The sequence below is a fragment of the Arthrobacter sp. YN genome, from assembly GCF_002224285.1.
Classification (GTDB): domain Bacteria; phylum Actinomycetota; class Actinomycetes; order Actinomycetales; family Micrococcaceae; genus Arthrobacter.
In genome coordinates this window covers 934,140-956,113 of record NZ_CP022436.1, presented here as the reverse complement: position 1 = coordinate 956,113, position 21,974 = coordinate 934,140, and the positions used below count along the sequence as shown (strand labels likewise).

Sequence of the window (21,974 nt, the reverse complement as noted above, 5' to 3'; positions counted from 1 at the left end):
GTGCGAACTCAGAGGTACTGACCCGGGCCGTGGTCGGGGTCTTCCGGCCGGCCGTGCGAAGCAGCACCAGGAGCCCCCGGAGCTGCGGCACGCTGCGGCTGGCCATTTTCGCCAATGACGATGCCCGGCGCAATGACAGTTCCCGGCGGGAGCTGGCGAAGCTGCATCTGAGCGGCCGCATGGTCCTTGGCAGCCTGCTGAGCTGCGATGGCGGCCTGGATACCGTGGAACAAGCCTTCCAGCCAACCGACCAGCTGTGCCTGGGCGATGCGAAGTTCCGCATCGGAGGGCGCCTGTTCATCGGGGAACGGCAAGCTGATGCGTTCCAGCTCCTCGATGAGTTCAGGTGCGAGCCCATCCTCGAGTTCCTTGATGGAGCGCTCATGGATTTCGGCGAGGCGCCCACGTGCAGCGTCATCCAGGGGCGCGGCTTTAACTTCCTCCAGGAGCTGGCGGATCATGGTGCCGATTCGCATCACCTTGGCCGGTTCGTCAACAAGTTCGTGAAGATTGCCGCCCTTGGGCTTGGCATCCGTTCCGGGCTCTCCCCCGCCGGGCTGCTGGCCATTGGGCTTACTAAGGCCCTCTTCCAGCATGGTTCCCTCCACGGGGGTGTCGTCCGAAGCCTCATCCGTGGGCTGAATGTCGTTCAGATCGCTCATTTGTTCATACTCTCACGGGGTTCACGCGAACCCCCGTCCAGTCCCTCATTTTGGACTTCGTTCGTAGCGAAACTTGGTTCTCCGTCAGCAGCAGCGGCCCTGGGGATTGCTGTCCTGCCGGTCCATCCGGTCCCGCCAGAACTCACGTTCCGTCATGGCGGGACCGGTGTGGCCGCTGGCATTGAAATGTTCAAGGTACTTGCGGTAGGCGTCAGCACCCATGAGTGAGCCCATGTAGCTGGCGAACCCGCGAAGCCCTTTGGCCACCGCATTCATCAGTGATGCCCGGCCTTCTGCGTTCGTTTCTCTGCAGGCAGGGCATTCCACTCCGCCAGCAGGGCCTTCTCCGCTGATGTGGGGATCAGTCCGGCCGGGGCATACACCTTGGATGGCAGGGCCGGATCCTCATGGTCTTTTCCGCCGCCTGCACGGATGGCCTTGATGGTTGCCAGCAAGGCGGCGACAATCACGATGATGCTCAACGTCACGAAGATGACCGAAAGGACGCCCTGGATCATGGTGTTGCGGACCACCGCTTCCATGGCTGCAACGGTCTTTGCCGTGCCGAACTCCGTCTTGCCGTCCGCCAAGGCCTTGGAGAATGCCTGGTTGTTGGCGAAGTAGCCCACTGCGGGAACCGGCGAGAAGATCTTGTGGAAGCTGGCAGTAATGGTCACTACTGCGGCAAAGGCCAGAGGTACCGCCACGATCCACAGCCACTTGAAGACACCCCGCTTGGCAGTGATGGCCAGGCACACCGCCAGCGCGATGGCCGCCAGGAGTTGGTTGGCGATGCCGAACAACGGGAAGAGCGTATTGATGCCACCCAGGGGGTCGGTGACACCCATCAGGAGCACCGCACCCCACGCACCCACCATGATGGCGGTGCACAGCCAGGCGCCGGGACGCCAGGAGGCTTCCTTGAACTTGGGAACAAAGTTGCCGATGGAATCCTGCAGCATGAACCGGGCGACTCGCGTACCGGCGTCAACTGCGGTGAGGATGAAGAGCGCCTCAAACATGATGGCGAAGTGGTACCAGAAGGCCATCATGCCCGGCCCGCCGATGAACTGCTGCATGATGTGCGCCAAGCCGACCGCCAGAGTGGGTGCACCACCGGATCGGGAGATGATGCTCTCCTCACCTACGTCCTTGGCCGTCTGGGCCAGCACGTCCGGGGTGATGTTCACGTTGGCCAGGCCGAGGCTGTTCACCCATTGCGCTGCGGATTCGACCGTGCCTCCGGTGAGGGCAAGCGGTGCGTTCATGGCGAAGTAGATGCCGCGGTCGATCGAGATGGCAGCTACCAGGGCCATGATGGCCACAAAGGATTCCATGAGCATGCCGCCATAGCCGATGAAGCGCGTCTGCCGTTCCTTCTCGATCAGCTTGGGCGTGGTGCCGGAGGAAATAAGGGCGTGGAATCCTGACAAGGCACCACAGGCAATGGTGACGAAGAGGAAGGGGAACAGCGCCCCGGAGAAAACGGGGCCGTTCTCACGGCTCGCGAACTCGCTGAACGCGGGGACAGTGATTTCCGGACGAACCACAATGATGGCCAAAGCCAGCATCACGATCACGCCGATCTTCATGAAGGTGGAGAGGTAGTCACGAGGGGCCAGGACGAGCCACACCGGCAGGATGGCAGCAATGAAGCCGTAGATGATGATGCCCCAGGCGATGGTGACCTTGTCCAGATGGAAGAAGGCTGCACCCCATTCGGTTCCGGCTACCGCGCCGCCGCCGATGATGGCCGCCATCAGAAGGACGAAGCCGATGATGGACACCTCCATCACCTTGCCTGGCCGGATGAAGCGCAGGTAAACGCCCATGAACAATGCGATGGGGATGGTCATCCCCACAGAAAAGACACCCCACGGACTCTCGCCCAGGGCGTTGACCACGACGAGCGCCAGGATGGCCACAATGATGATCATGATGAGCAGGGTGGCCACGAGGGCCGCTGTGCCGCCAATGACGCCAAGTTCTTCACGTGCCATCTGGCCCAGGGAACGGCCACCGCGGCGCATGGAGAAGAACATGACCAGGTAGTCCTGCACGGCACCGGCAAGAACGACGCCGATGATGATCCAGATGGTGCCTGGCAAATAGCCCATCTGGGCTGCGATGACTGGTCCCACCAGCGGCCCCGCGCCGGCAATGGCGGCGAAGTGGTGGCCGAACAGCACGTTGCGGTCAGTGCGGACATAGTCCTTGCCATCAGCCTTGTACTCGGCAGGAGTGGCGCGGCGATCATCCGGCTTGAGCAAGTAGCGCTCAATGACCTTGGAATAGAACCGGTAGCCAATCAGGTAGGTGCATACCGCTGCGAAAACGAACCAGATGGCGTTCACGGTTTCGCCGCGTACCAGCGCCAGCATGAACCATGCCACCGCTCCCAGCAGCGAGATCGCCACCCACAGCCCGATCTTGGCCGGGGTCCACTTACGCTCTTCTGCCTCCCGGACCGAGTCCTCCACGGCCGGGGAAGGCAGCGTAGGATCCAGTCCTTCCGCGAGTCCGGTCTTGTCAGAAACCTTGCCCATATCTCCTCCTTGAGAACTGCTGCAGTGATGGGTGCCGCTGTTGGTGGCGATCTTCGCGGTGGGGACCGCATCGCCGGTTGCCTTCCAGCACAGTAACAACCGTCACAGACAAGTAAAGGGGGCACGCGCCAACGCGGAACAAAGCGGCGGTGAACGGTCACAGCCTTGCGGCGGATGACCATGCTCCACGCACCGGAGGAGACTAGTTGGCTCCGCCGTTGGCCTGCGACTGCACCATGCGCGCTTCACACAGATCCAACCAGCGCACTTCAGCTTCGGCTTGGAAAATCAGGGAATCAAGCACCAGCAGCCCGGCGGTGTCCACGGAACGTTGGTTGGCGGACACTGCCTTCCTCGCCAGCGTGTGCTCCTGCAACGCCCTGACGGACACCTCACGCTGGGATTGGATCACCGCGGAGGTATCCACACCGGGCAGCGTGACGGCAAGGGCCAGTTTGATGGCGATCTCGTTCCGCGGCGGGGCGCCACGGTCCACGGCGCCGCCAAACCAAGCCTCGACTTCCCCAGCACCGGCGTCAGTGATGCTGTAGATGACGTGGCCGCCGCCGTCGTCGCCGTCTTTACTGACCAGGCCATCGCGCTCAAGGCGGTCCAGGGTGGTGTAAACCTGTCCGATGTTCAGCGGCCAGGCCGCACCGGTCCGGTCCTCGAATTCGACGCGCAGCTCATAGCCGTACCGGGGCTGGTCCTGGAGCAGGGCCAGCAGGCTGTGCCGGATGGACATATGGCTCCTCGCTGCGGTTGGACGGACGGATCAAAGGAGCAGCAGGACCTTGCCTACGTGCTCGCCCGAGTCGAAATACTGGTGGGCTTCCTTGACATTGTCCAGTGGGAAGGATTTGGCCACGAGCGGCCTGATCCTGCCGTCGGTGAGCATCGGCCACACCGACTCGCGGACGGCGGACATGATGATGCCCTTTTCGGCCACTGACCGCGGCCGAAGCGCCGTACCAATCACGGCCGCCCGCTTGCTGAGGAGTTGGCCCAGGTTGATCTCGGCGGTGGTCCCGCCTTGCAGGCCAATGACGATGAGGCGGCCGTACTCGGCGAGCGCGTCGACGTTCTGTTGGAGGTACTTGGCACCCACGACGTCGAGGATCACGTCCGCGCCTTTGCCCCCATTGTGCGCCTTGAGGCTTTCAGCGAAGTCCTCTTCGGTGTAGTTGATGGCGATGTCGGCACCCAGGAAGGCCTTTGCGGTTCCCACTTTCTCATCGGTTCCGGCAGTGGTCGCTACCGTTGCGCCGTAGGCCTTGGCCAACTGGATGGCCATGGTGCCGATGCCGCCTGTGGCGCCATGGATGAGCACTGTCTCCCCGGGCTGCAGCTGTGCGGTCATGATGAGGTTTGAGTAGACGGTGGCGGCAACTTCAGGCAGGGCGGCGGCGGTAATGAGGTCAACGCCTTCGGGAATCCGCAGGACCTGCTCCGCGGGTACGGCCACCTGCTGGGCGTAGCCTCCGCCGGAGAGCAGCGCAACGACTTTATCCCCCACGGAGAACGCCTTGGTGACGCCGGGACCAAAGGCTGCAATGCGGCCGGAGACCTCAAGCCCGGGAATGTCGGACGCGCCTGGCGGTGGCGGGTAGAAGCCGCGCCGCTGCTGGACATCCGCACGGTTCAGGCCGGCAGCCACGACGTCGATCAGGACCTCGCCGGCGCCTGGCACCGGTGGGGGGACTTCTCGGATTTCGAGGACTTCGGGCCCGCCTGGCTCTGAGATGTAGACGGCTTTCATGACGAACTCCCGGTTTCTTGCTGGTCCTCAAACCCCCGGGGCAGGGGCTGGAGGACGTGATGTTTTGGAACAGCCAACTCCCTATGAAACACTACTAGGCGAGGAAGGTTGTCCGAGCGGCCTAAGGAGCTGGTCTTGAAAACCAGTGTGCGGTAACCCCGTACCAAGGGTTCAAATCCCTTACCTTCCGCAAATGAGATGCCCCGGGTTCCAGGACCCGGGGCATCTTTGTTTGCTTAAATGCTGTTCCGTGCGGCCGCCGGGCACGCGCAACTGAGAACTGACACCCGGTAGATCATTGAAAGTGTCAGACCCCCCGCATAGTGTTCTGTCTGTCTCCACACCACTGACATATGCCGTAGCTTTCGCCGCGGAATAACAACAGGAGCCTGACCCATGCCTAAGCCTGACATCACTCCCGGCGCACCCTGCTGGATTGATCTGATGACGTCCGATACTGAGAAAGCGAAGACGTTCTACAGTGCGCTTTTCGGCTGGACGTATGAGACCGGGGATGAGGAAAAGTACGGCGGCTACATCACGGCGTTGAAGGACGGCCGGATGGTGGCGGGCATCATGGCGAAGCAGGCTGACATGGGCGCCATGCCGGATGTCTGGTCCACCTACCTGCGCACCGATGACATCAAGGCAACCACCGAGGCAGCAGCCGCCCACGGAGGCCAGGTGTATCTGGAACCCATGGAAGTCCCCGAACAGGGCAGCATGGCCATGTACGGTGATGCCTCAGGCGCGTCCATCGGCGCTTGGGAGTTCGGTGAAATGACGGGATACGAGCTGGCGGCTGAGGCCGGTGCTCCCGCGTGGCATGAACTCCTTTCCAAGGATTACGAGGCAGCGGTCACGTTCTACCAAGAGGTCTTTGGCTGGGACACGGACGTCATGAGCGATACTCCGGAGTTCCGGTACACCACCCTTGGCGCCGGAGACGACGCCAAGGCGGGCATCATGGATGCCTCCGGTTTCCTTCCGGAACAGGTCCCCTCCATGTGGAGCGTCTACTTCGCTGTGGAGGACACGGACGCCACCGTGGAGCAAGCCACGGCCCTGGGCGCTACCATTACCCAACCTGCAGAGGACACTCCGTTTGGTCGTTTGGCGACGGTGCAGGACCCCACGGGAGCTGTTTTCAAAGTTATCCAGGACTTGGGCCAAACGGCCTAGGGTTTCATCGCATCGGGTCTGCCCGGCTGCCCTCTACCCAGGGGTGGCCGGCCGGATCCGCTCATTGCCGGCGTTGGGGGATCAGCCGGCGTGGGTCCTTGTCTGGTCCCTCACTGTCGATCGCAGGCCTGTTGCCTGCGATCCCGCGGGGAATGAGGACCCACATGCACCACTTTTCACGACGACTGAGGACCGCTGCCGTACTGGGCATGGCGTCGATCGCGCTGGCGGGCTGTTCGTTGATCAGCAGCGGCGACGCCAAGCGGGATGACTCAGGAAAGCCTACGGAATCGTCCAAAGCCGATGCCTTCAAGGTGAAGTTGGGCGACTGCATCGCCAATCCGGACAGCCAGGAAGTTATGGATGTCACCATCATTCCGTGCGATCAGAGCCACGACCTCGAGGCCTACGCACTGACCAACATGGACGCGTCTGCGTTCCCCGGCGACACTGAGGTGGGCACCAAGGCTGAAGAGTACTGCGGTGCCCAGTTCGCGCCATTTGTTGGCTTGCCGTTCGAGGAATCCGAGCTCGACGTCACCTTCCTCCACCCCACCAGTGATTCCTGGAAAAACGGAGACCGCGAGATCGTCTGCCTGATCGGTGGCGCAGCCGGAGCCGCCACCACAGGGACCCTGAAGGGCGCTGCCAAGTAACGCTGGAGTGCCCGGGGGAACCCTGCGGCCATCCTTGGTCCACCTCCCATTCATTCCATCGTGTTCTGCTATGCCCGAGCACCAGGTTTACCCCGGAGTAACTTCCGGAACAGCGCCCACTTCACAAGATTGTGGGCGTCGTCCAAAGGGCCCCACAGGGTCCCCTAATGAAAGTTAGAGCGGATGCACCAACAACAGTGGAAAGTACTGGCAGGAACGGTCTTGTCAGCGGGGTTGCTTGCCGCCCGCTGACGGCCGCTCCGGCCATGGCGGCGGATGATCCGTCCGCCCCTGCCGGCTCATCGCCGGTAGTCATCAACGAGGCATACCTCAGCGGTGGCAGTGCCGGCGCCGCGTTCAAGAACAAGTTCGTTGAGCTCTACAACTCCTCGGACTCCCCGGTCAGCCTGGCAGGCTGGTCGCTGCAGTACCGTTCAGGAACAGCCACCGCCGCACCCACGGGGATCACTCCCCTGACCGGCAGCATCCCCGCCAAGGGCTACTTCCTGGTCCAGGGAGCCACCAACAGCGGGGCTTCTACCGCCCCGGCGCTGCCCACGGCCGATGTCCAAGCCACCGGGACGCTGAACCCCAGCGGAACCACGGGAACGCTGGTCCTGGCCAAGCAGGCCACCGCTGTGTCCCCGCTGCCGGCTGGATCAGTGACGGCCAACGCCGCCGTCGCCGACCTCCTGGGCTATGGCACCTCCAACACCTTCGAAACCGCTGCGGCAACTGCACCCAGCGGCAACTCGGACGTCAAGAGCCTGAACCGTACCAACGGGGCAGACACGGACTCCAACGCCACAGACTTCAGCCTGAACGCCACCATCACGCCCACGGCTTCCAACGGCGGTGGAACCCCTCCCACGGATCCGGAGCCGGAGCCCGGCGTCAAGGCCATTGCAGACATCCAGGGAACGGGTACGGCGAGCCCCCTTGTCGGCAGCACCGTGACCACGCGCGGCAAGGTCACCGCCCTGTACGCGACCGGCGGGTTCAACGGCTACTACGTCCAGACCCCCGGAACCGGCGGCGATACTGCCGGGGCGGCCAGGACGTCGTCGGACGCTTTGTTCGTGTACTCACCCACGACCACCGGAACCGTCCAGCCGGGCGACTACCTGGAACTCACAGGTGTCGTCAGCGAATTCGCCAACCAGACCCAGCTCACGGTTGAAGCTGCAGGACTGAAGAAGCTCGCTGAGGCGGCCCCCGAGGTCAAGTCCACGCCGTTTGCTTTGCCGGCGAATGAGGCCGCGAGGGAAAGCCTCGAAGGCATGCTCGTAGCCCCCCAGGGCGACTTCACGGTCACGGATAACTACTCCCTGAACCAGTACGGCGAAATCGGCCTCGCGGCCGGGACCTCGCCCTTGGTGCAGCCCACGGCCGTGGCCGCTTACGGCTCGCCGGAATACGCCGCCGTGGTGGCGGACAACGCGCTGCGGGGCATCAAGCTCGACGACGGCGCGTCCACCAACTTCCTCAAGGATGCGACCACCAAGGCCCAGCAACTGCCGTACCTGACAACCTCGGATCCTGTCCGTGTGGGTTCGCCCGCCCAGTTCCGGACCGACGTCATCCTGGGCTACGGCAACAACTCCTGGAAGTTCCAGCCACTCACCGCACTCAACCCGGCCAACGCTGGTTCGGTCCAACCGGCCAGCTTCGCCGGTACCCGGCCCGAAGGTCCCGCCGATGTGGGAGGCAGCCTCAAGCTCGCTTCCTTCAATGTGCTGAACTACTTCCCCACCACCGGTGACCAACTGGCCGGCTGCGTCTTCTATACCGACCGCGAGGGCAACCCCATCACGGTCAAGGAAGGCTGCAACGCCCGCGGTGCTGCCAATGCGGAGAACTTCGAGCGCCAGCAGGCCAAGATCGTAGCGGCCATCACCAAGTCCGGCGCCGACGTCGTATCCCTCGAGGAAATCGAGAACTCCGCACAGTTCGGCAAGGAGCGCGACTACGCGTTGTCCAAGCTGGTGGAGGCCCTCAACGTCAAAACACCTGGCGTGTGGGACTACGTGCGGACGCCCGCCAACGCTCCCCCGCTGAGCGATGAAGACATGATCCGCACTGCGTTCATCTACAAAAAGGCCGTGGCTGAGCCCGTGGGCGAGTCCATCATCCATAACGACACCGTGGCATTCGCCAGCGCACGCAAGCCGCTGGCCCAGGTCTTCAAACCTGTTGGCGGAGCCGATGACAAGAAGTTCGTCGCGATCGTGAACCACTTCAAGTCCAAGGGCTCGGCCGCCACCCCGGACGATACCGACAAGGGCCAGGGTGCCTCGAACATTGCCCGCACCAAGCAGGCTGAATCGCTGCTCGCCTTCTCGAAGGATCTTCAGGCGTCCAAGGGCACGGACAAGGTCTTCCTGATCGGTGACTTCAACGCCTACGCCAAGGAGGACCCCATCAATGTCCTGACGGGCGCGGGCTACACGGACCTTGAAGCCGGCACCGGCAAGCACTCGTACCTGTTCGGCGGCATGGTGGGTTCCCTGGACCACATCCTGGCATCTCCTGCAGCTGCCGAGGCCGTCACCGGAACCGACATCTGGAACATCAACTCCGTGGAGTCCGTCGCACTGGAGTACAGCAGGTATAACAACAATGTGACCAACTACTATGCCGCGGACGAGTTCCGGGCCAGCGACCACGATCCTGTGGTGGTGGGCCTGAACCTGACCACGGAAGCACCCGCAAGCGTTGACCTGCAGTTCCTGGGGATCAACGACTTCCACGGCCGCATCGACACCAACACCGTGCTCTTTGCCGGAACGGTGGAGAAGCTCCGCGCGGCAGCTGCCCCCGGCGCTACGGCCTTCATCTCGGCCGGCGACAACATCGGCGCCTCGCTCTTCGCTTCATCAGTGGCGAAGGACCAGCCCACCATCGACGTCCTGAACGCCCTGGAGCTGCAGGCTTCCGCTGTGGGCAACCACGAGTTCGACGGCGGCTGGCAGGACCTGCGCGACCGCGTCGTCGCCGGAGGTACCAACGCAAAGTTCGCGTACCTCGGTGCGAACGTCTACCAAAAGGGCACCACCACGCCGGTATTGCCGGAGTACAAGGTGCTGGATATGAACGGCATGCGGGTGGCCGTCATCGGCACTGTCACCCAGGAAGTTCCTTCCCTGGTGACCCCAGCCGGAATCTCGGACCTCGAATTCGGGGATCCTGTGGAGGCCATCAACCGGGTTGCCGCGAAGATCAAGGCCGACGATCTGGCCGACCTCATCATCGTGGAAAACCACGACGGCGCCGCGTCCGGCACTCCTGAGGGTGCCACGCTGGAGCAGGAAGTTGCCGCGGGCGGACCCTTCGCCAAGCTGGTCAACGAATCCACTCCCGACGTTGCTGCCATCTTCACCGGACATACCCACAAGGAATACGCCTGGGACGCACCGGTACTGGACGCCAACGGCCAGCCGACCGGCAAGACCCGTCCCATCGTTCAGACCGGTAATTACGGCGAGAACGTGGGCAGCGTGACGCTCACTGTGGACACCGCCAGCAAGTCGGTAACCGCATACAAGGCCGCAATCGTGGATCGGACCACCGACACCGCGGAAAGCCTGGTTGCTGCCTACCCGCGGGTGGCTGCAGTGAAGACCATTGTGGACAAGGCACTGGCCCAAGCTGCTGAAATCGGCAACCAGCCCGTTGGCGCAGTGACTGCCGATATCACCACCGCCTTCACTCCGGATCCTGCCGGCGGCGCCCCCAAGCGGGACGATCGCGCGAACGAATCCACGCTGGGCAACCTGGTGGCGGACTCCCTGGTGGAGACGCTCAAGGCACCCGAACTGGGTGCGGCGGAAATCGGCGTCGTGAACCCCGGCGGCCTGCGTAACGAGCTCTACTACGCCCCGGATGGCACCATCACCTACGCCGAGGCCAACGCGGTCCTGCCGTTCGTGAACAACCTGTGGACCACGTCCCTGACAGGTGCCCAGTTCAAGACGCTCCTGGAGCAGCAGTGGCAGACCAACGCTGACGGAACCGTGCCCAGCCGCCCCTACCAGCAGCTTGGCCTGTCCAAGAACATCAACTACACCTACGACGCCGCCCGTCCGGCAGGGGACCGCATCACCGGCATCTGGGTGAACGGCGCCGTCATCGATCCCTCGAAGCAGTACAGGATCGGCACGTTCAGCTTCCTTGCCACCGGTGGTGACAACTTCCGGATCTTCAAAGAAGGCAGCAACACCAAGGACACCGGACTGGTGGACCGGGACGCCTGGATCAAATACCTGCAGGAGCACAAGCCGGTGTCGCCGGACTTTGCCCGCCGTTCCGTCGCTGTGGTGAACTCCACCACAGCCGGGGTCAAGGCCGGCGAACCCATCACACTGGCTGTCTCCAAGCTGAACCTGACATCGATCGGCAGCCCCGCCAACGCCACCCTCAACGCCGTCTTTGTTGACAGCAAGGGTGTTGCGGTGACGCTCGGATCCGTACCGGTAACAGCAGGTGCAGCCACGGTGGACCTCAAGGTCCCCGCTTCGGCAGCGGCCGGCACTGGCACGTTGGTGCTCACCGCCGTCGAAAGCGGAACCGTGGTGAAGGCGCTGGTGAAGGTGGCTGAAAGCGGCCCGAACCCGCCACAGTGCACCGCCCCTACCAAGCCGTCCAAGTGGTACGACATCGTGGGCTGGCTGCGGTATGCGTTCGCCTGGTTGGAGTACCAGAGGTGCCTGCGGGGCTAGCAACCCCCTGAACGCCTAAAAGGCAGGGCCCTCACGAACTTTCTCTTCGTGAGGGCCCTGCCTTTGTGCTGAACGCTAAGACTTTGTGATGAACGCTAAGCCGATCCGGAGCCGTGCGTGGCTCAGCGGGCCAGAATGCTGCGGGCAATCTCGTCGGCATCCCGGAGGGTCCGCTGTCCGCTGGCGTAGGCCGGTCCGGTCCGGGGCCGGGCTTCCGCAGCGATGGCTGTGCCCCACTGCACCGCGGAGAGCTGAAGACCCAAAACGTACAGGTTCCTTGTGACGGATCCGTTCGCAGCCAGGGGCCTGTAAGGATGCGGTTCAACGTCCAATCCCGTGGTCTGCACAGGAGCGCCCTCGCCGCCCATCATGATCTTGGTCCGCACCAGGCCATCAGCCATCAGCTGCTCCAGCAGCGGGGAGACGTTCATTCCCACCCTGTTGGCCGGCGACATCGCCTCGATCAAAGTAGGTGCTTCGGCTGGCGCATCGTGCACCCACGGCGAAACCGCCCGGAACACCTTGGCTGCCCGGTCCACGCTGAACTTCGGGTCGGGGCCCACGAAACTCACGACGCCGGCACGCGCCAAAGCGGCCAGCTGCTCCGAACGCAGTGCCGGGGCTCCGCTGGCCAGCCCTTCGACGAAGGACTCGAACCAGCCGCGCAATCCTGACAGCCACGATTCATCCGTGATGCCACCATCTGCCACCACCGATTTGAGGATGGCCCGGCCGGTGTGGAGCGCGCCAATGGCCATCTTGACGGGGTCTGCTTCGCCGAGGGCAGATCGCCGCGCATCATCATCCAGATAGGCCGTGATGGCCGAGTCCAGCTCACGTCGGGAGGCAAAGGTGCGTCCTGCCAGCGGAGCAGCAAGTCCACGGAGGTTCAGACGGCGGGAGGACACAACGTGCTTCTCCACGAGGTCGCCCACGCTGCTTTCCCAGTGCGTGGTGGTGTGCGCGTGCGGTTGAAGCGCGTCCTCAAGATCAGCGAGGAACTGCGCAGGGTCCTTGATGGCCGAGGGCTGCGAGCGCGCTAGCGTTGAGTAGTAGGCCCACAAGGCGTCGCGGTGCAACAGCGGCCAAAGATCATGGTCAAAACCAGGTTGGATTCCCGCTGCACGGAACCGGTCCACGGCGTCTTCGGTCAGGTACCGCATGGTGATGCTGCTCGGGTAGTAGCCATCCAGGCCGGCCTTGGCCCGGTACGGCGTGCCACGGCGGGAGGCGGCAATGATTTTCGGCTCGCGCCCCGATGCCCTGTACTCCAGTGCCCCGGCTCCCGGCGCACCGGCATCAACAAACTTGCCCCCGCGCCCCTCCGTCAGCTGGCCCATGACGTCAAAGAAGTTCAATCCCATGCCCCGGACCAGCACGGGCTCGTTATCCGGCACGGATTGCCAGTCCACGTCGGCCGGCGGTGCGGGCGGGAAATACAGCAGGCCCTGCTCGTCAGCGGCGCGCTTGAACGAACGCTGTTCCGGATTCAGCCGGGATTCAATGTGCCCCAGGGCGAGGACCACGGAGCCGACGGTGAGGGTGACGCCGTTGGCGAGTTCGACGTCGAACCCGTCCCCCGCGCTGTTCGCCGTGCTGTTCACGAAAGGGCGTGCCGCCACGGCGGTCGTCTCATGGAAGGTGACCTCGACGCCGTCGGGAAGCCGTTCCAGCAATCCCGCCAAGGTTTGGCGCAGGTACCTGCCGTACAGCGCGCGGCTGGGGAAGTTGTTCGACTCGAGGGTGGCCAACTCGGCCTTCTCGGCGTCGTTCAGTCCCGCGCCATCACGACGCCGGGCCTCACGCCACTGGTCGAAGGAACCACCTGCCAGCGGCGGGGCCAGCATCGGGTCTTCGGGGATGAGCGTCGGATAGAAAGACTGGGTGTTCATCAGGTACAAGCGCGACTGCTCGGGCTGCCACACATGGCCCGAGCCGGCCGGGAACGGATCCACCACGTCAAGGTGCAGGGTGGTCCCCGGAGGGCTCCCGGCAGCCCAATTCGCAAGCAACCGCTCAAGGACGCTGGTGCCCCGGGGGCCGGCCCCAATCAGGGCAACACGGATGGTTTGCGATTTAGCCACGCTCAAGCCTAACTTCCTGTGACTTGCTTACGGTCGAACACTGTTGCTTGGATGGGGCGATGACCACCACAGAAGCTGATCAGACGCCACTTCCCGAGAATGACACCGCCACCACCTCCGGGCCCCGCCATGCTGCGGACGTGGCGGCTGAGCCCACGGATGAAAACGTCTGGCTCGAGGACATCCACGGCGAGGAACAGCTGGCGTGGGTCCGCGAACAGAACGCCCGCACCGAGGAACTGCTTGAGGACGCCGAGTACGCAGCAGTTGAAGCCGGCATCCTGGAGGTCCTCGACTCAACAGACCGCATCGCCATGGTCTCCAAGCGGGGCGACTACTACTACAACTTCTGGAAGGACCAGGAACACCCCAAAGGCCTGTGGCGCCGCACCACCTGGGAAAGCTACCTCACCGACGAGCCCGAGTGGGACGTCCTGCTGGACATCGATGCCCTTGCCGCCGCCGAAGGTGTGGAGTGGGTCTTCCACGGCGCCGGTTTCCTCCGGCCGGCCGATGGCGACGAGTACCGCCTGGCCATGGTCTCGCTCTCCCCCGACGGAGGCGACGCGGACCGCCACCGGGAGTTCGACGTCGAATCCCGCACCTTCGTGGAGGGCGGCTTTGACCTCCCCACTGCCAAGGGAAACATCAGCTGGCTCGATGCCGACACTCTGCTGGTGTCCAGCACTGCGGAGGGACTGCCCGCAACCACGTCTTCCTATGCGCGGACCGGCGTGAAGCTGCGACGCGGACAGACCCTGGCCCAAGCCGAGCGCCTCTTTGAGATTCCCGAGGACCACATGCTGGCCATGGTGGCCCACGATTCGACCCCGGGTTACGAGCGGACCTTCGCCGTGGACTATATCGATTTCTACAACCGGAGCACCTGGCTGCTGCGGGAGGACTCGTGGGTGGCAATCGACGTTCCCACCGACGTCAACATCAGCGCCCACCGCGATTGGCTGCTGTTCCGTCCGCAGAAGGACTGGGACGTTGACGGCTCTGTGTACCCGGCGGGAGCCCTGCTGGCGGCCGATTTCGAGTCTTACCTCGCGGGGTCCCGTGCACTGCTGGTTCTGTTTACGCCGGATACCCAGACGTCGCTGCAGTCTTGGAGCTGGACCAAGGACTACCTGCTGCTGAACCTCCTGCGCGACGTCTCCTCGGAGATCCGGGTGCTGGACCCTTCCACGGTTGACTCCGCGGGTGCGTGGGCATCCACCCTCCTGGACGCCTGCCCGCCGCTGCACGACGTCAATGCCTATGCCGTGGACGACGAAGACCTGGGCGCAGCCGGCAACGATTTCTGGCTGGTGGCTACCGGCTTCACCACCCCCACCACCCTGACCCGGGGAGCGCTCACGCGCGGCGGTGGCGAGCAGCCCGGCGGCGTGGTGAGCCGGCATGCCGAAGTGAAGCGGTCGCCGTCGTTCTTCAACGAAGCCGCGTACGAGGTCCAGCAGCACTTTGCTGTCTCTGCCGATGGAACGAAGGTGCCATACTTCCAGGTGGCGTCCAAGGATCTGGTACTCGATGGTCAAAACCCCACGCAGCTCTCCGGCTACGGCGGGTTCGAGATCTCCCGGACCCCGGCCTACAGCGGATCAATCGGCCGGGCGTGGCTTGAGCGGCGAACAGTGGGCGTTTCCGCCGAAGACGGTTCCGGCACGCACTCGCGCGGCGGCGTGTATGTTGTGGCCAACATCCGGGGCGGTGGCGAATACGGGCCCTCCTGGCACCGGGCTGCCCTCCAGGAAAACCGTCACCGCGCCTACGAGGATTTCGCCGCTGTGGCCCGGGACCTGATCTCCCGCGGCGTTACCAGCCGCTCGCGTCTGGGCTGCGTCGGCGGCTCCAACGGCGGACTTCTGGTGGGAAACATGCTCACCCAGTACCCCGAACTGTTCGGTGCCGTGTCCTGCGGCGTGCCGCTCCTGGACATGCGCCGGTACACCAAGCTCTCCGCCGGGTACTCGTGGATTGCCGAGTACGGGGACCCTGATGTCCCCGCGCAGTGGGAGTTCATCCGCACCTTCTCGCCGTACCACCTGCTTCACGACGGTGTGGAATACCCCGAGACGTTCATCTGGACTGCCACCTCGGATGACCGCGTGGGACCGGTCCAAGCCCGCAAGATGGCTGCGCGCATGCAGGCCATGGGCATCCCGAATGTGTGGTTCCACGAGGCCCTCGAGGGTGGCCACGCCGGTGCCTCGGACAACAGGCAGGCGGCATCGTTGCAGGCGCGGAGCAACCACTTCCTGTGGCGTGCGCTGGCCGGAAGCAACGAGTAGCTGTGTGAGGTCCGATTCGCTGGTTCGCTGCCTACCAGGCCGTTCGCACGGCCCGTCCCGCGGCGAACCAGCGAAATGGGCAGCAGAATGGCCGCGTTTTGCGCTCGACGGCACGTTCTGCGTATCCTTGGTGGGCTAGCAATAGCAAAGGGAGACGTGCCAGAGCGGCCGAATGGGCTTCACTGCTAATGAAGTGTGGGGCACAACTCCACCGGGGGTTCAAATCCCCCGTCTCCGCGAACAGGTCCCGGTTTTCGAACCGGGACCTTTTGCGTTTAAGCGCCTTTGGCTTCCGGCTAACCCCGCTTGGCGCCGCCGCTGACTTCAGCCCCCGCATGACGGTGGAGGGCGAGGCTGTCTACAGTGCTGATCAGCATGAGAACAGCCATGGCTACGAAGGCCCCCTTGTAAGCCGCCTCCTGATCCGGACCGAACACGTCAGTGGCCTCGAACAGGCGCAGGAACAAAGCACCCACGGCGATCCCGGCCGCTGCCGCCAACTGAACCAGCGTTGCCGATATGGCGTTGGCCGAGGGCAGCTGCCCCGGGACGATGTCCGCGTACTGCACCGAGGCGTAGGCGGAGAAACCGATGGAACGGAAGGCACCGCTGAACAGCAGCAGGGCGAAAATGAGCGGCTCGGGTGTTTGGGCGTCCAGGAAAGCACACATCGCAAACGTCACGGCCGACGCGAACGAGGCGAAAACGAGCACCGGCTTGAACCCGAAACGCCTGATCAGGGGCGTAGTGGCCGGTTTAATTCCAATGTTGCCCACGAACACCGCTGCGACCATGACGCCGGCCTTCAGGGGGTCCCAGCCAAACCCGTCCTGGAACATCAGTGGCAGCAGGAATGGGACAGAGCTGATGGTCAGCCGGTAAATGAAACCCCCGGTGGATGTTGCCCTGAAGGTCCGCGTACCGAAGACGCTGAGGTTGAACAGCGGAACTTTCGCTTTGCTCATCCACCAGACAGCGCCTGCCAGGGACATTACTCCGGCAAAGACAACTCCTGCGGCCAGGACATTTGATGCGTGCCCACCCAAAGTCTCCAAACCCACCACCAACGCGCCTACACCCAGCGTGGTCAGCAACAGGCCGAACCAGTCCAGCCGGCGCTTCCCGTCGAACTGTGTCCGCGGCACCAGCCTAAGGGCAGCGATGAAGGCAGCCAGCCCCAGCGGAACGTTGATGATGAAGATCCAGTGCCATGACAGGAAGGTGGTCAGGGCGCCGCCAACCATCGGAGCCAGCACGGGAGCAAGGAGGCCCGGCCACACGAGGTAGGCGGTGGCCCGGAGGAGTTCGGACTTGGGAGTGCCCCGCAGCACCACCAACGTACCCACCGGAACCATCATGGCCCCGCCCATGCCCTGGGCCACCCGGCTGAGCGTGAGCATGGTCAGGTCGGTGCTGATCGCGCAGAGCACGGAGGCAAGAGTGAACACCGATATTGCGAGACAGAAAATCCGGCGGGCGCCGAACCGCTCCGCCAGCCAACTGCTCAACGGAATGCCCATGGCGACCGTCACCAGGTACGCCGTCATGGTGATATTGACGTCGGCCGGCGCTACCCGAAAATCGGAGGCGATGCTGGGAATGGCCGTGGTGAGGATGGTCCCGTCCAGGAACTCCATGAAAAACGTCGCGGCCACCAGCAGCGCCAGGCGCGGCCGCCACGTCGCCTGGTCGGCGGCATCGACGTCGGTGTTGCTCGGGTTTGCGCTCATGGCTCCGGTCCGGGTTCTGGCCTGTGCCTGCGACGGGCAGCAGGCTGTTTGCTCGATCCTATAGATGCAACGTGGGAGCGATCACAACATGACGTAGTTCTACCGGAGAGAGGCCGGTGCGCTACCTGGCTTGGGCGGCACTACCGGCTCGAGCCGAACTACCCGGCTTGGGCCAGTGCGAGCGGCAGCACCGCGCCCACGCCGGCGTGGCGCAACGCCCTGGCCGAGACCGTCATGGTCCAGCGGCTGTCAATGAGGTCATCGACCAACAGCACGGGTTGGCCACCGAGGCCTGCCAAAGCCTGGGCGAGATCGGGACCGACCACCAGCCTGTCCCACACTCCTGCCAGCCGGTACGCACTGTTTCCTCCACGTGCGCCGGTGGGCCCGCCGTGCTGGGGTTGCAGTTGTCCGAGGTAGGGCATCCGCCCTATGCCCGCTATTCCTTGAGCCAAGGACTCGACCAACTGCGGCTTGCTCCGCGAAGGAACACTGACCACGGCTGCCGGACGACCGGCTCCGCTCCACGGAGTCCCGCCCTCCGCGCCTGACCATTCGCGGAGTACCTGGACACATGCCTGCAGCATGGCTGGATCCACTGCCCGGTCCGGCGCCCCGGCGGCGAACAGTTCCCGGAGCGACCCACCCCAGCCAAGGTCGGTGAGCCTGGCAAGAATCCGCCCCTCGGACACACTCTCATCGGGCTTGATCTTTCCCTTGACAGCCACTCCGAGCCGATCCATTCCGCTGGGCCATTGAAGGCGTGGTTCCACGGCTATTCCGGCCCGGCGCAGAGTCTGTCCTGCGGCATCGGCGGCGGAGGCTGCCACGTCCACGGGGAACCATCGGCCGGCGCAGTTGTCACAGCGCCCACACGCGGCAGCCGTTTCGTCGTCCAACACCGAGGTGATGTATTCCATCCGGCACCCGGCGGTGTCCTGGTAGATCACCATGGAATCCTGCTCGTCCACCCGCGCCTCGGCAATACGTGCGTAGCGCTCGGCGTCGTAGTTCCACGGGACCCCGGTGGAGCGCCAGCCCCCACCAACGCGTTCCACGGCTCCATCGACCGCCAGGACTTTGAGGAGGAGCTCCAGCGGTGTTCGGCGAAGGTCCACCCTGGCTTCCAGAGCCACCGTGGACAGCGCTGAACCGGCTTCGCCGAGGACAGTGAGGACAGCGTTCGCTTTCTCGGCCGACGGCATGGAGGCCGTGGCAAAGTACTGCCAGATTTCACGGTCCTCGGAGCCGGGAAGCAACAGGACATCTGCGTTGGCCGCTCCACGTCCTGCACGGCCAACTTGTTGGTAGTAGGCCACAGGCGAGGACGGCGCGCCGAGGTGGATGACAAAGCCCAGGTCGGGCTTGTCGAATCCCATTCCCAGGGCGGAGGTGGCCACGAGGGCCTTCACTTGGTTGTCCTTAAGGAGTTGCTCCGCACGCTCTCGATCGGCAGGGTCAGTGCGTCCCGTGTAGGAGAGAACATTGTGTCCGGCTTCGGCCAGGAGCCTGGCAGTATCCTCAGCCGCCGAGACCGTGAGCGTGTAGATGATGCCGCTGCCAGGCATATCTGCCAGATGCGTCAGCAACCAGCCCAAGCGGTCCCGGGAATCGGGCAGTGTCAGGACTCCCAGGCGCAGCGATTCACGGCCCAGGGCGCCACGGATGGTCAGTACTCCATCACCGAGTTGCTCCTCGATGTCATGGACCACCCTGGAATTGGCGGTGGCTGTGGTGGCCAGGACGGGAACGGACGCCGGCAGTTGTGCAATGAGGTCAGCAATCCGGCGGTAATCCGGCCGGAAGTCATGTCCCCAGTCCGAAATACAGTGAGCCTCATCAATGACCAAAAGGCCGGTGCGGCGGATGAGTTCCGGGAGCTGGTTCTCGCGGAAGGAGGGGTTGGTCAGCCGCTCAGGAGAGACCAGGAGGACATCCACCTCGTCAGCGGCCAGTTGGGCCAGTACGGTGTCCCATTCCAGGGCATTGGCGGAGTTGATGGCAACAGCCCGGACTCCTGCCCGTGCGGCTGCGGCAACCTGGTCCCGCATGAGCGCCAGCAGAGGCGAAACAATCAGAGTGGGGCCCGCACCCCGCCTGCGCAGCAGCAGTGAGGCGACGAAGTAGACAGCCGATTTCCCCCAACCGGTACGTTGAACCACCAAGGCCCGGCGGCCGGCATCAACCAACGCTTCGATGGCCTCGTACTGGCCGTCATGGAATTGGGCTTCCGGGTGCCCCACCAACTCCCGCAGACATGCCAATGCCTGTTGCTGGGTAGGTGATTGCACGGAAACGGCAGCGTTCGGGGAGTTGTTGGCCATCACCCCAGTATTCCAGCCGACCCTGACAGCCATAACCTGCAGGGCCTGCTATGTGGACAACGATTATCCACAAGCCAGGGCCCCGCATTCCTGCCCGTTTGCGTTGCCACAGTAGGATTGAGCGCGTGACTAGCGAGCAGAACAAGACATTCGACCTCTCGGCATCCTTTAAGGCGTATGACGTCCGTGGGATCGTTGGTGAGTCCATCACGGCTGAAATCGTCGAGGCCGTAGGTGCTGCCTTCATCGACGTCCTGGGCCTCGAAGGCGAGACCGTCCTGGTCGGAGGGGACATGCGTCCCTCCTCGCCGGAGTTCAGCCAGGCCTTCGCCAACGGTGCAGCAACGCGCGGAGCGAACGTCCTTCTGCTGGACCTGATCTCCACCGATGAGCTCTACTACGCTTGCGGTGCGTTGAACGCCGCCGGTGCCACGTTCACGGCCAGCCACAACCCGGCCGAATACAACGGCATCAAAATGGCTAAAGCCGGTGCCCAGCCCATCTCCTCGGAGTCCGGCCTGAAGGAAATCCAGGTCTTGGCCGAGCAGTACCTGAACTCCGGGACCATCCCGGCCGCGGGTACCCGCGGCGAGATCGGCGTGCGAGACGTACTGAAGGACTACTCGGAGTACCTGCGCCAACTGGTGGACCTTTCCGGATCCCGCCCACTGAAAATCGTGGTCGACGCCGGCAATGGCATGGCCGGGCTGACCACCCCGGCAGTGCTTGGCGACAAACTGCTTCCGGCACTGCCGTTTGAGATTGTCCCGCTCTACTTCGAACTGGACGGTTCCTTCCCCAACCACCCGGCCAACCCCCTGGAACCGGAAAACCTGCGCGACCTGCAGGCCGCCGTCGTCAAGCACGGCGCGGACATCGGCCTGGCGTTCGACGGCGACGCTGACCGCTGCTTTGTGATCGACGAGAAGGGCGAGTCTGTCTCGCCGTCCGCGATCACCGGCATGGTGGCCCGCCGCGAAATCGCCCGTGCCCAGGCTGCAGGGGAACAAACCCCTGTGATCATCCACAACCTCCTCACCTCAAAAGCCGTCCCGGAGCTCGTCGCCAAGGATGGCGGCCGTGCGGTACGGACCCGTGTGGGACACTCCTTCATCAAAGCCGTCATGGCCGACGAAGGTGCCGTGTTCGGCGGGGAGCACTCCGCTCACTTCTACTTCCGGGACTTCTGGAACGCCGATACCGGCATGCTCGCCGCCATGCACGTCCTGGCTGCCCTGGGCGAGCAGGACGGTCCGTTGTCTGAACTCGGCCGCCAGTACGAGCCCTACGTCTCTTCCGGCGAGATCAACTCCGAGATCGAGGACAAAGCAGGCGCCGTTGAACGCGTACGCGTCGACTTTGAAACCGAAGACGTTGACATCGACCACATGGACGGCAGCACCTTCACGGCCAAGGACGGCAGCTGGTGGTTCAACCTGCGCCCATCCAACACCGAGCCCTTCCTCCGTCTGAACGCAGAAGCGAAGGACCAGCCCACCATGGAAAAGATCCGCGACCGCGTCCTCGCGCTGGTCCGGGCCTAGGTTCAGGCATGAACGATCAGCCCGCTGCCACAGACATCCCGGAAGAAACCGACCAGGACCGCGAACTCCGTGAAACCCTGGGCACCGCTTTGGGAACTGCCCAGGAACACATCCAGCAGAACGGCGGCTTCTTCCCTTTCGGCATCACGCTGTCCAACGACGGCGAACTGCGGATAGTGATGATTGCTCCCGGTGAGCCGGACGAAAACGGCGACGTCGACGCCGGCCAAATGCTGACCGACGTCCATGACCTGCTGCGCCAGGGCCGGGACGATTACCGGGCGGTAGCAGTGGTGAGCGACGTCAGCCTGCCGGACCATGGTTCCGACGGTATCCATGGCGCAGCCGAACACCGGAACGGCGAAGTCCTTGCAGCGATCATTCCGTACACTCCCACGGCGGAGGGCTTTGCCTTCAGCGCGATGGAACCCGATACACACGAGCCATCCATCTGGGTGGACTAGACCCTGCCCGT

Annotated in this window: 14 protein-coding genes and 2 tRNA genes; 8 read left to right on the top strand and 8 right to left on the bottom strand. The window is 63.8% G+C overall.

Annotated features, from left to right (window positions below):
• Positions 1–8: 8 nt before the first annotated feature.
• The 5 genes from CGK93_RS04445 to CGK93_RS04425 all read right to left on the bottom strand — a co-directional run bounded on the left by CGK93_RS04445 (position 9) and on the right by CGK93_RS04425 (position 4,967).
• Positions 9–662 carry a bacterial proteasome activator family protein gene (locus tag CGK93_RS04445; RefSeq protein ID WP_089593772.1) on the bottom strand — a complete coding sequence of 218 codons (654 nt, stop codon included), beginning with the start codon at positions 660–662 and terminating at the stop codon, positions 9–11.
• 84 nt (positions 663–746) lie between these two features.
• Entirely contained in the window at positions 747–938 is a 192-nt protein-coding gene (locus CGK93_RS04440) for a YbdD/YjiX family protein (protein ID WP_089593771.1), read from the bottom strand.
• Positions 938–3,208, bottom strand: coding sequence for a carbon starvation CstA family protein (locus CGK93_RS04435; protein WP_089593770.1), 2,271 nt, complete (start codon positions 3,206–3,208; stop codon positions 938–940). The genes CGK93_RS04440 and CGK93_RS04435 overlap by 1 nt, the downstream gene beginning before the upstream one ends.
• Before the next feature lie 202 nt (positions 3,209–3,410).
• Positions 3,411–3,953 (bottom strand): PadR family transcriptional regulator, encoded by a 543-nt coding sequence (locus CGK93_RS04430; RefSeq protein ID WP_089593769.1) that lies wholly within the window; start codon positions 3,951–3,953, stop codon positions 3,411–3,413.
• A 30-nt stretch (positions 3,954–3,983) separates the two neighbouring features.
• Positions 3,984–4,967 (bottom strand): NAD(P)H-quinone oxidoreductase, encoded by a 984-nt coding sequence (locus tag CGK93_RS04425; protein WP_089593768.1) that lies wholly within the window; start codon positions 4,965–4,967, stop codon positions 3,984–3,986.
• Positions 4,968–5,069: 102 nt separating this feature from the next.
• On the opposite strand from CGK93_RS04425, the gene CGK93_RS04420 reads away from it, so the two are divergent.
• The 4 genes from CGK93_RS04420 (at position 5,070) to CGK93_RS04405 (ending at position 11,523) form a co-directional block, all read left to right on the top strand.
• Positions 5,070–5,157 (top strand) — tRNA-Ser (locus CGK93_RS04420).
• A gap of 206 nt (positions 5,158–5,363) precedes the next feature.
• Positions 5,364–6,149 (top strand): VOC family protein, encoded by a 786-nt coding sequence (locus CGK93_RS04415; protein ID WP_089593767.1) that lies wholly within the window; start codon positions 5,364–5,366, stop codon positions 6,147–6,149.
• Positions 6,150–6,313: 164 nt separating this feature from the next.
• Positions 6,314–6,805: a septum formation family protein gene (locus CGK93_RS04410; RefSeq protein ID WP_157731605.1), complete on the top strand. Its 492-nt coding sequence runs from the start codon at positions 6,314–6,316 to the stop codon at positions 6,803–6,805.
• 167 nt (positions 6,806–6,972) lie between these two features.
• Positions 6,973–11,523 carry an ExeM/NucH family extracellular endonuclease gene (locus CGK93_RS04405; RefSeq protein ID WP_157731603.1) on the top strand — a complete coding sequence of 1,517 codons (4,551 nt, stop codon included), beginning with the start codon at positions 6,973–6,975 and terminating at the stop codon, positions 11,521–11,523.
• 122 nt (positions 11,524–11,645) lie between these two features.
• Here CGK93_RS04405 and CGK93_RS04400 read toward each other — a convergent pair whose 3' ends face one another.
• Entirely contained in the window at positions 11,646–13,607 is a 1,962-nt protein-coding gene (locus CGK93_RS04400) for an FAD/NAD(P)-binding protein (RefSeq protein WP_089597190.1), read from the bottom strand.
• A gap of 59 nt (positions 13,608–13,666) precedes the next feature.
• Between CGK93_RS04400 and CGK93_RS04395 the strand changes: the two genes are divergently transcribed.
• The gene (locus tag CGK93_RS04395; RefSeq protein ID WP_089593765.1) at positions 13,667–15,901 is read left to right on the top strand and encodes a prolyl oligopeptidase family serine peptidase; all 2,235 of its coding nucleotides are present in this window, start codon (positions 13,667–13,669) and stop codon (positions 15,899–15,901) included.
• Positions 15,902–16,051: 150 nt separating this feature from the next.
• Positions 16,052–16,138 (top strand) — tRNA-Ser (locus tag CGK93_RS04390).
• Between the two features lie 59 nt (positions 16,139–16,197).
• Here the strand turns inward: CGK93_RS04390 and CGK93_RS04385 are convergent.
• Positions 16,198–17,631, bottom strand: a complete 1,434-nt coding sequence (locus tag CGK93_RS04385) for an MFS transporter (RefSeq protein WP_089593764.1) — start codon at positions 17,629–17,631, stop codon at positions 16,198–16,200.
• 158 nt (positions 17,632–17,789) lie between these two features.
• On the bottom strand, positions 17,790–19,955 hold the full coding sequence (locus CGK93_RS04380; RefSeq protein WP_089593763.1) for a RecQ family ATP-dependent DNA helicase: 2,166 nt from the start codon (positions 19,953–19,955) through the stop codon (positions 17,790–17,792).
• A 125-nt stretch (positions 19,956–20,080) separates the two neighbouring features.
• Between CGK93_RS04380 and CGK93_RS04375 the strand changes: the two genes are divergently transcribed.
• Both CGK93_RS04375 and CGK93_RS04370 read left to right on the top strand, forming a co-directional pair.
• On the top strand, positions 20,081–21,499 hold the full coding sequence (locus tag CGK93_RS04375; protein WP_089593762.1) for a phosphomannomutase/phosphoglucomutase: 1,419 nt from the start codon (positions 20,081–20,083) through the stop codon (positions 21,497–21,499).
• Between the two features lie 8 nt (positions 21,500–21,507).
• Entirely contained in the window at positions 21,508–21,963 is a 456-nt protein-coding gene (locus tag CGK93_RS04370) for a hypothetical protein (RefSeq protein ID WP_089593761.1), read from the top strand.
• Positions 21,964–21,974 lie beyond the last annotated feature (11 nt).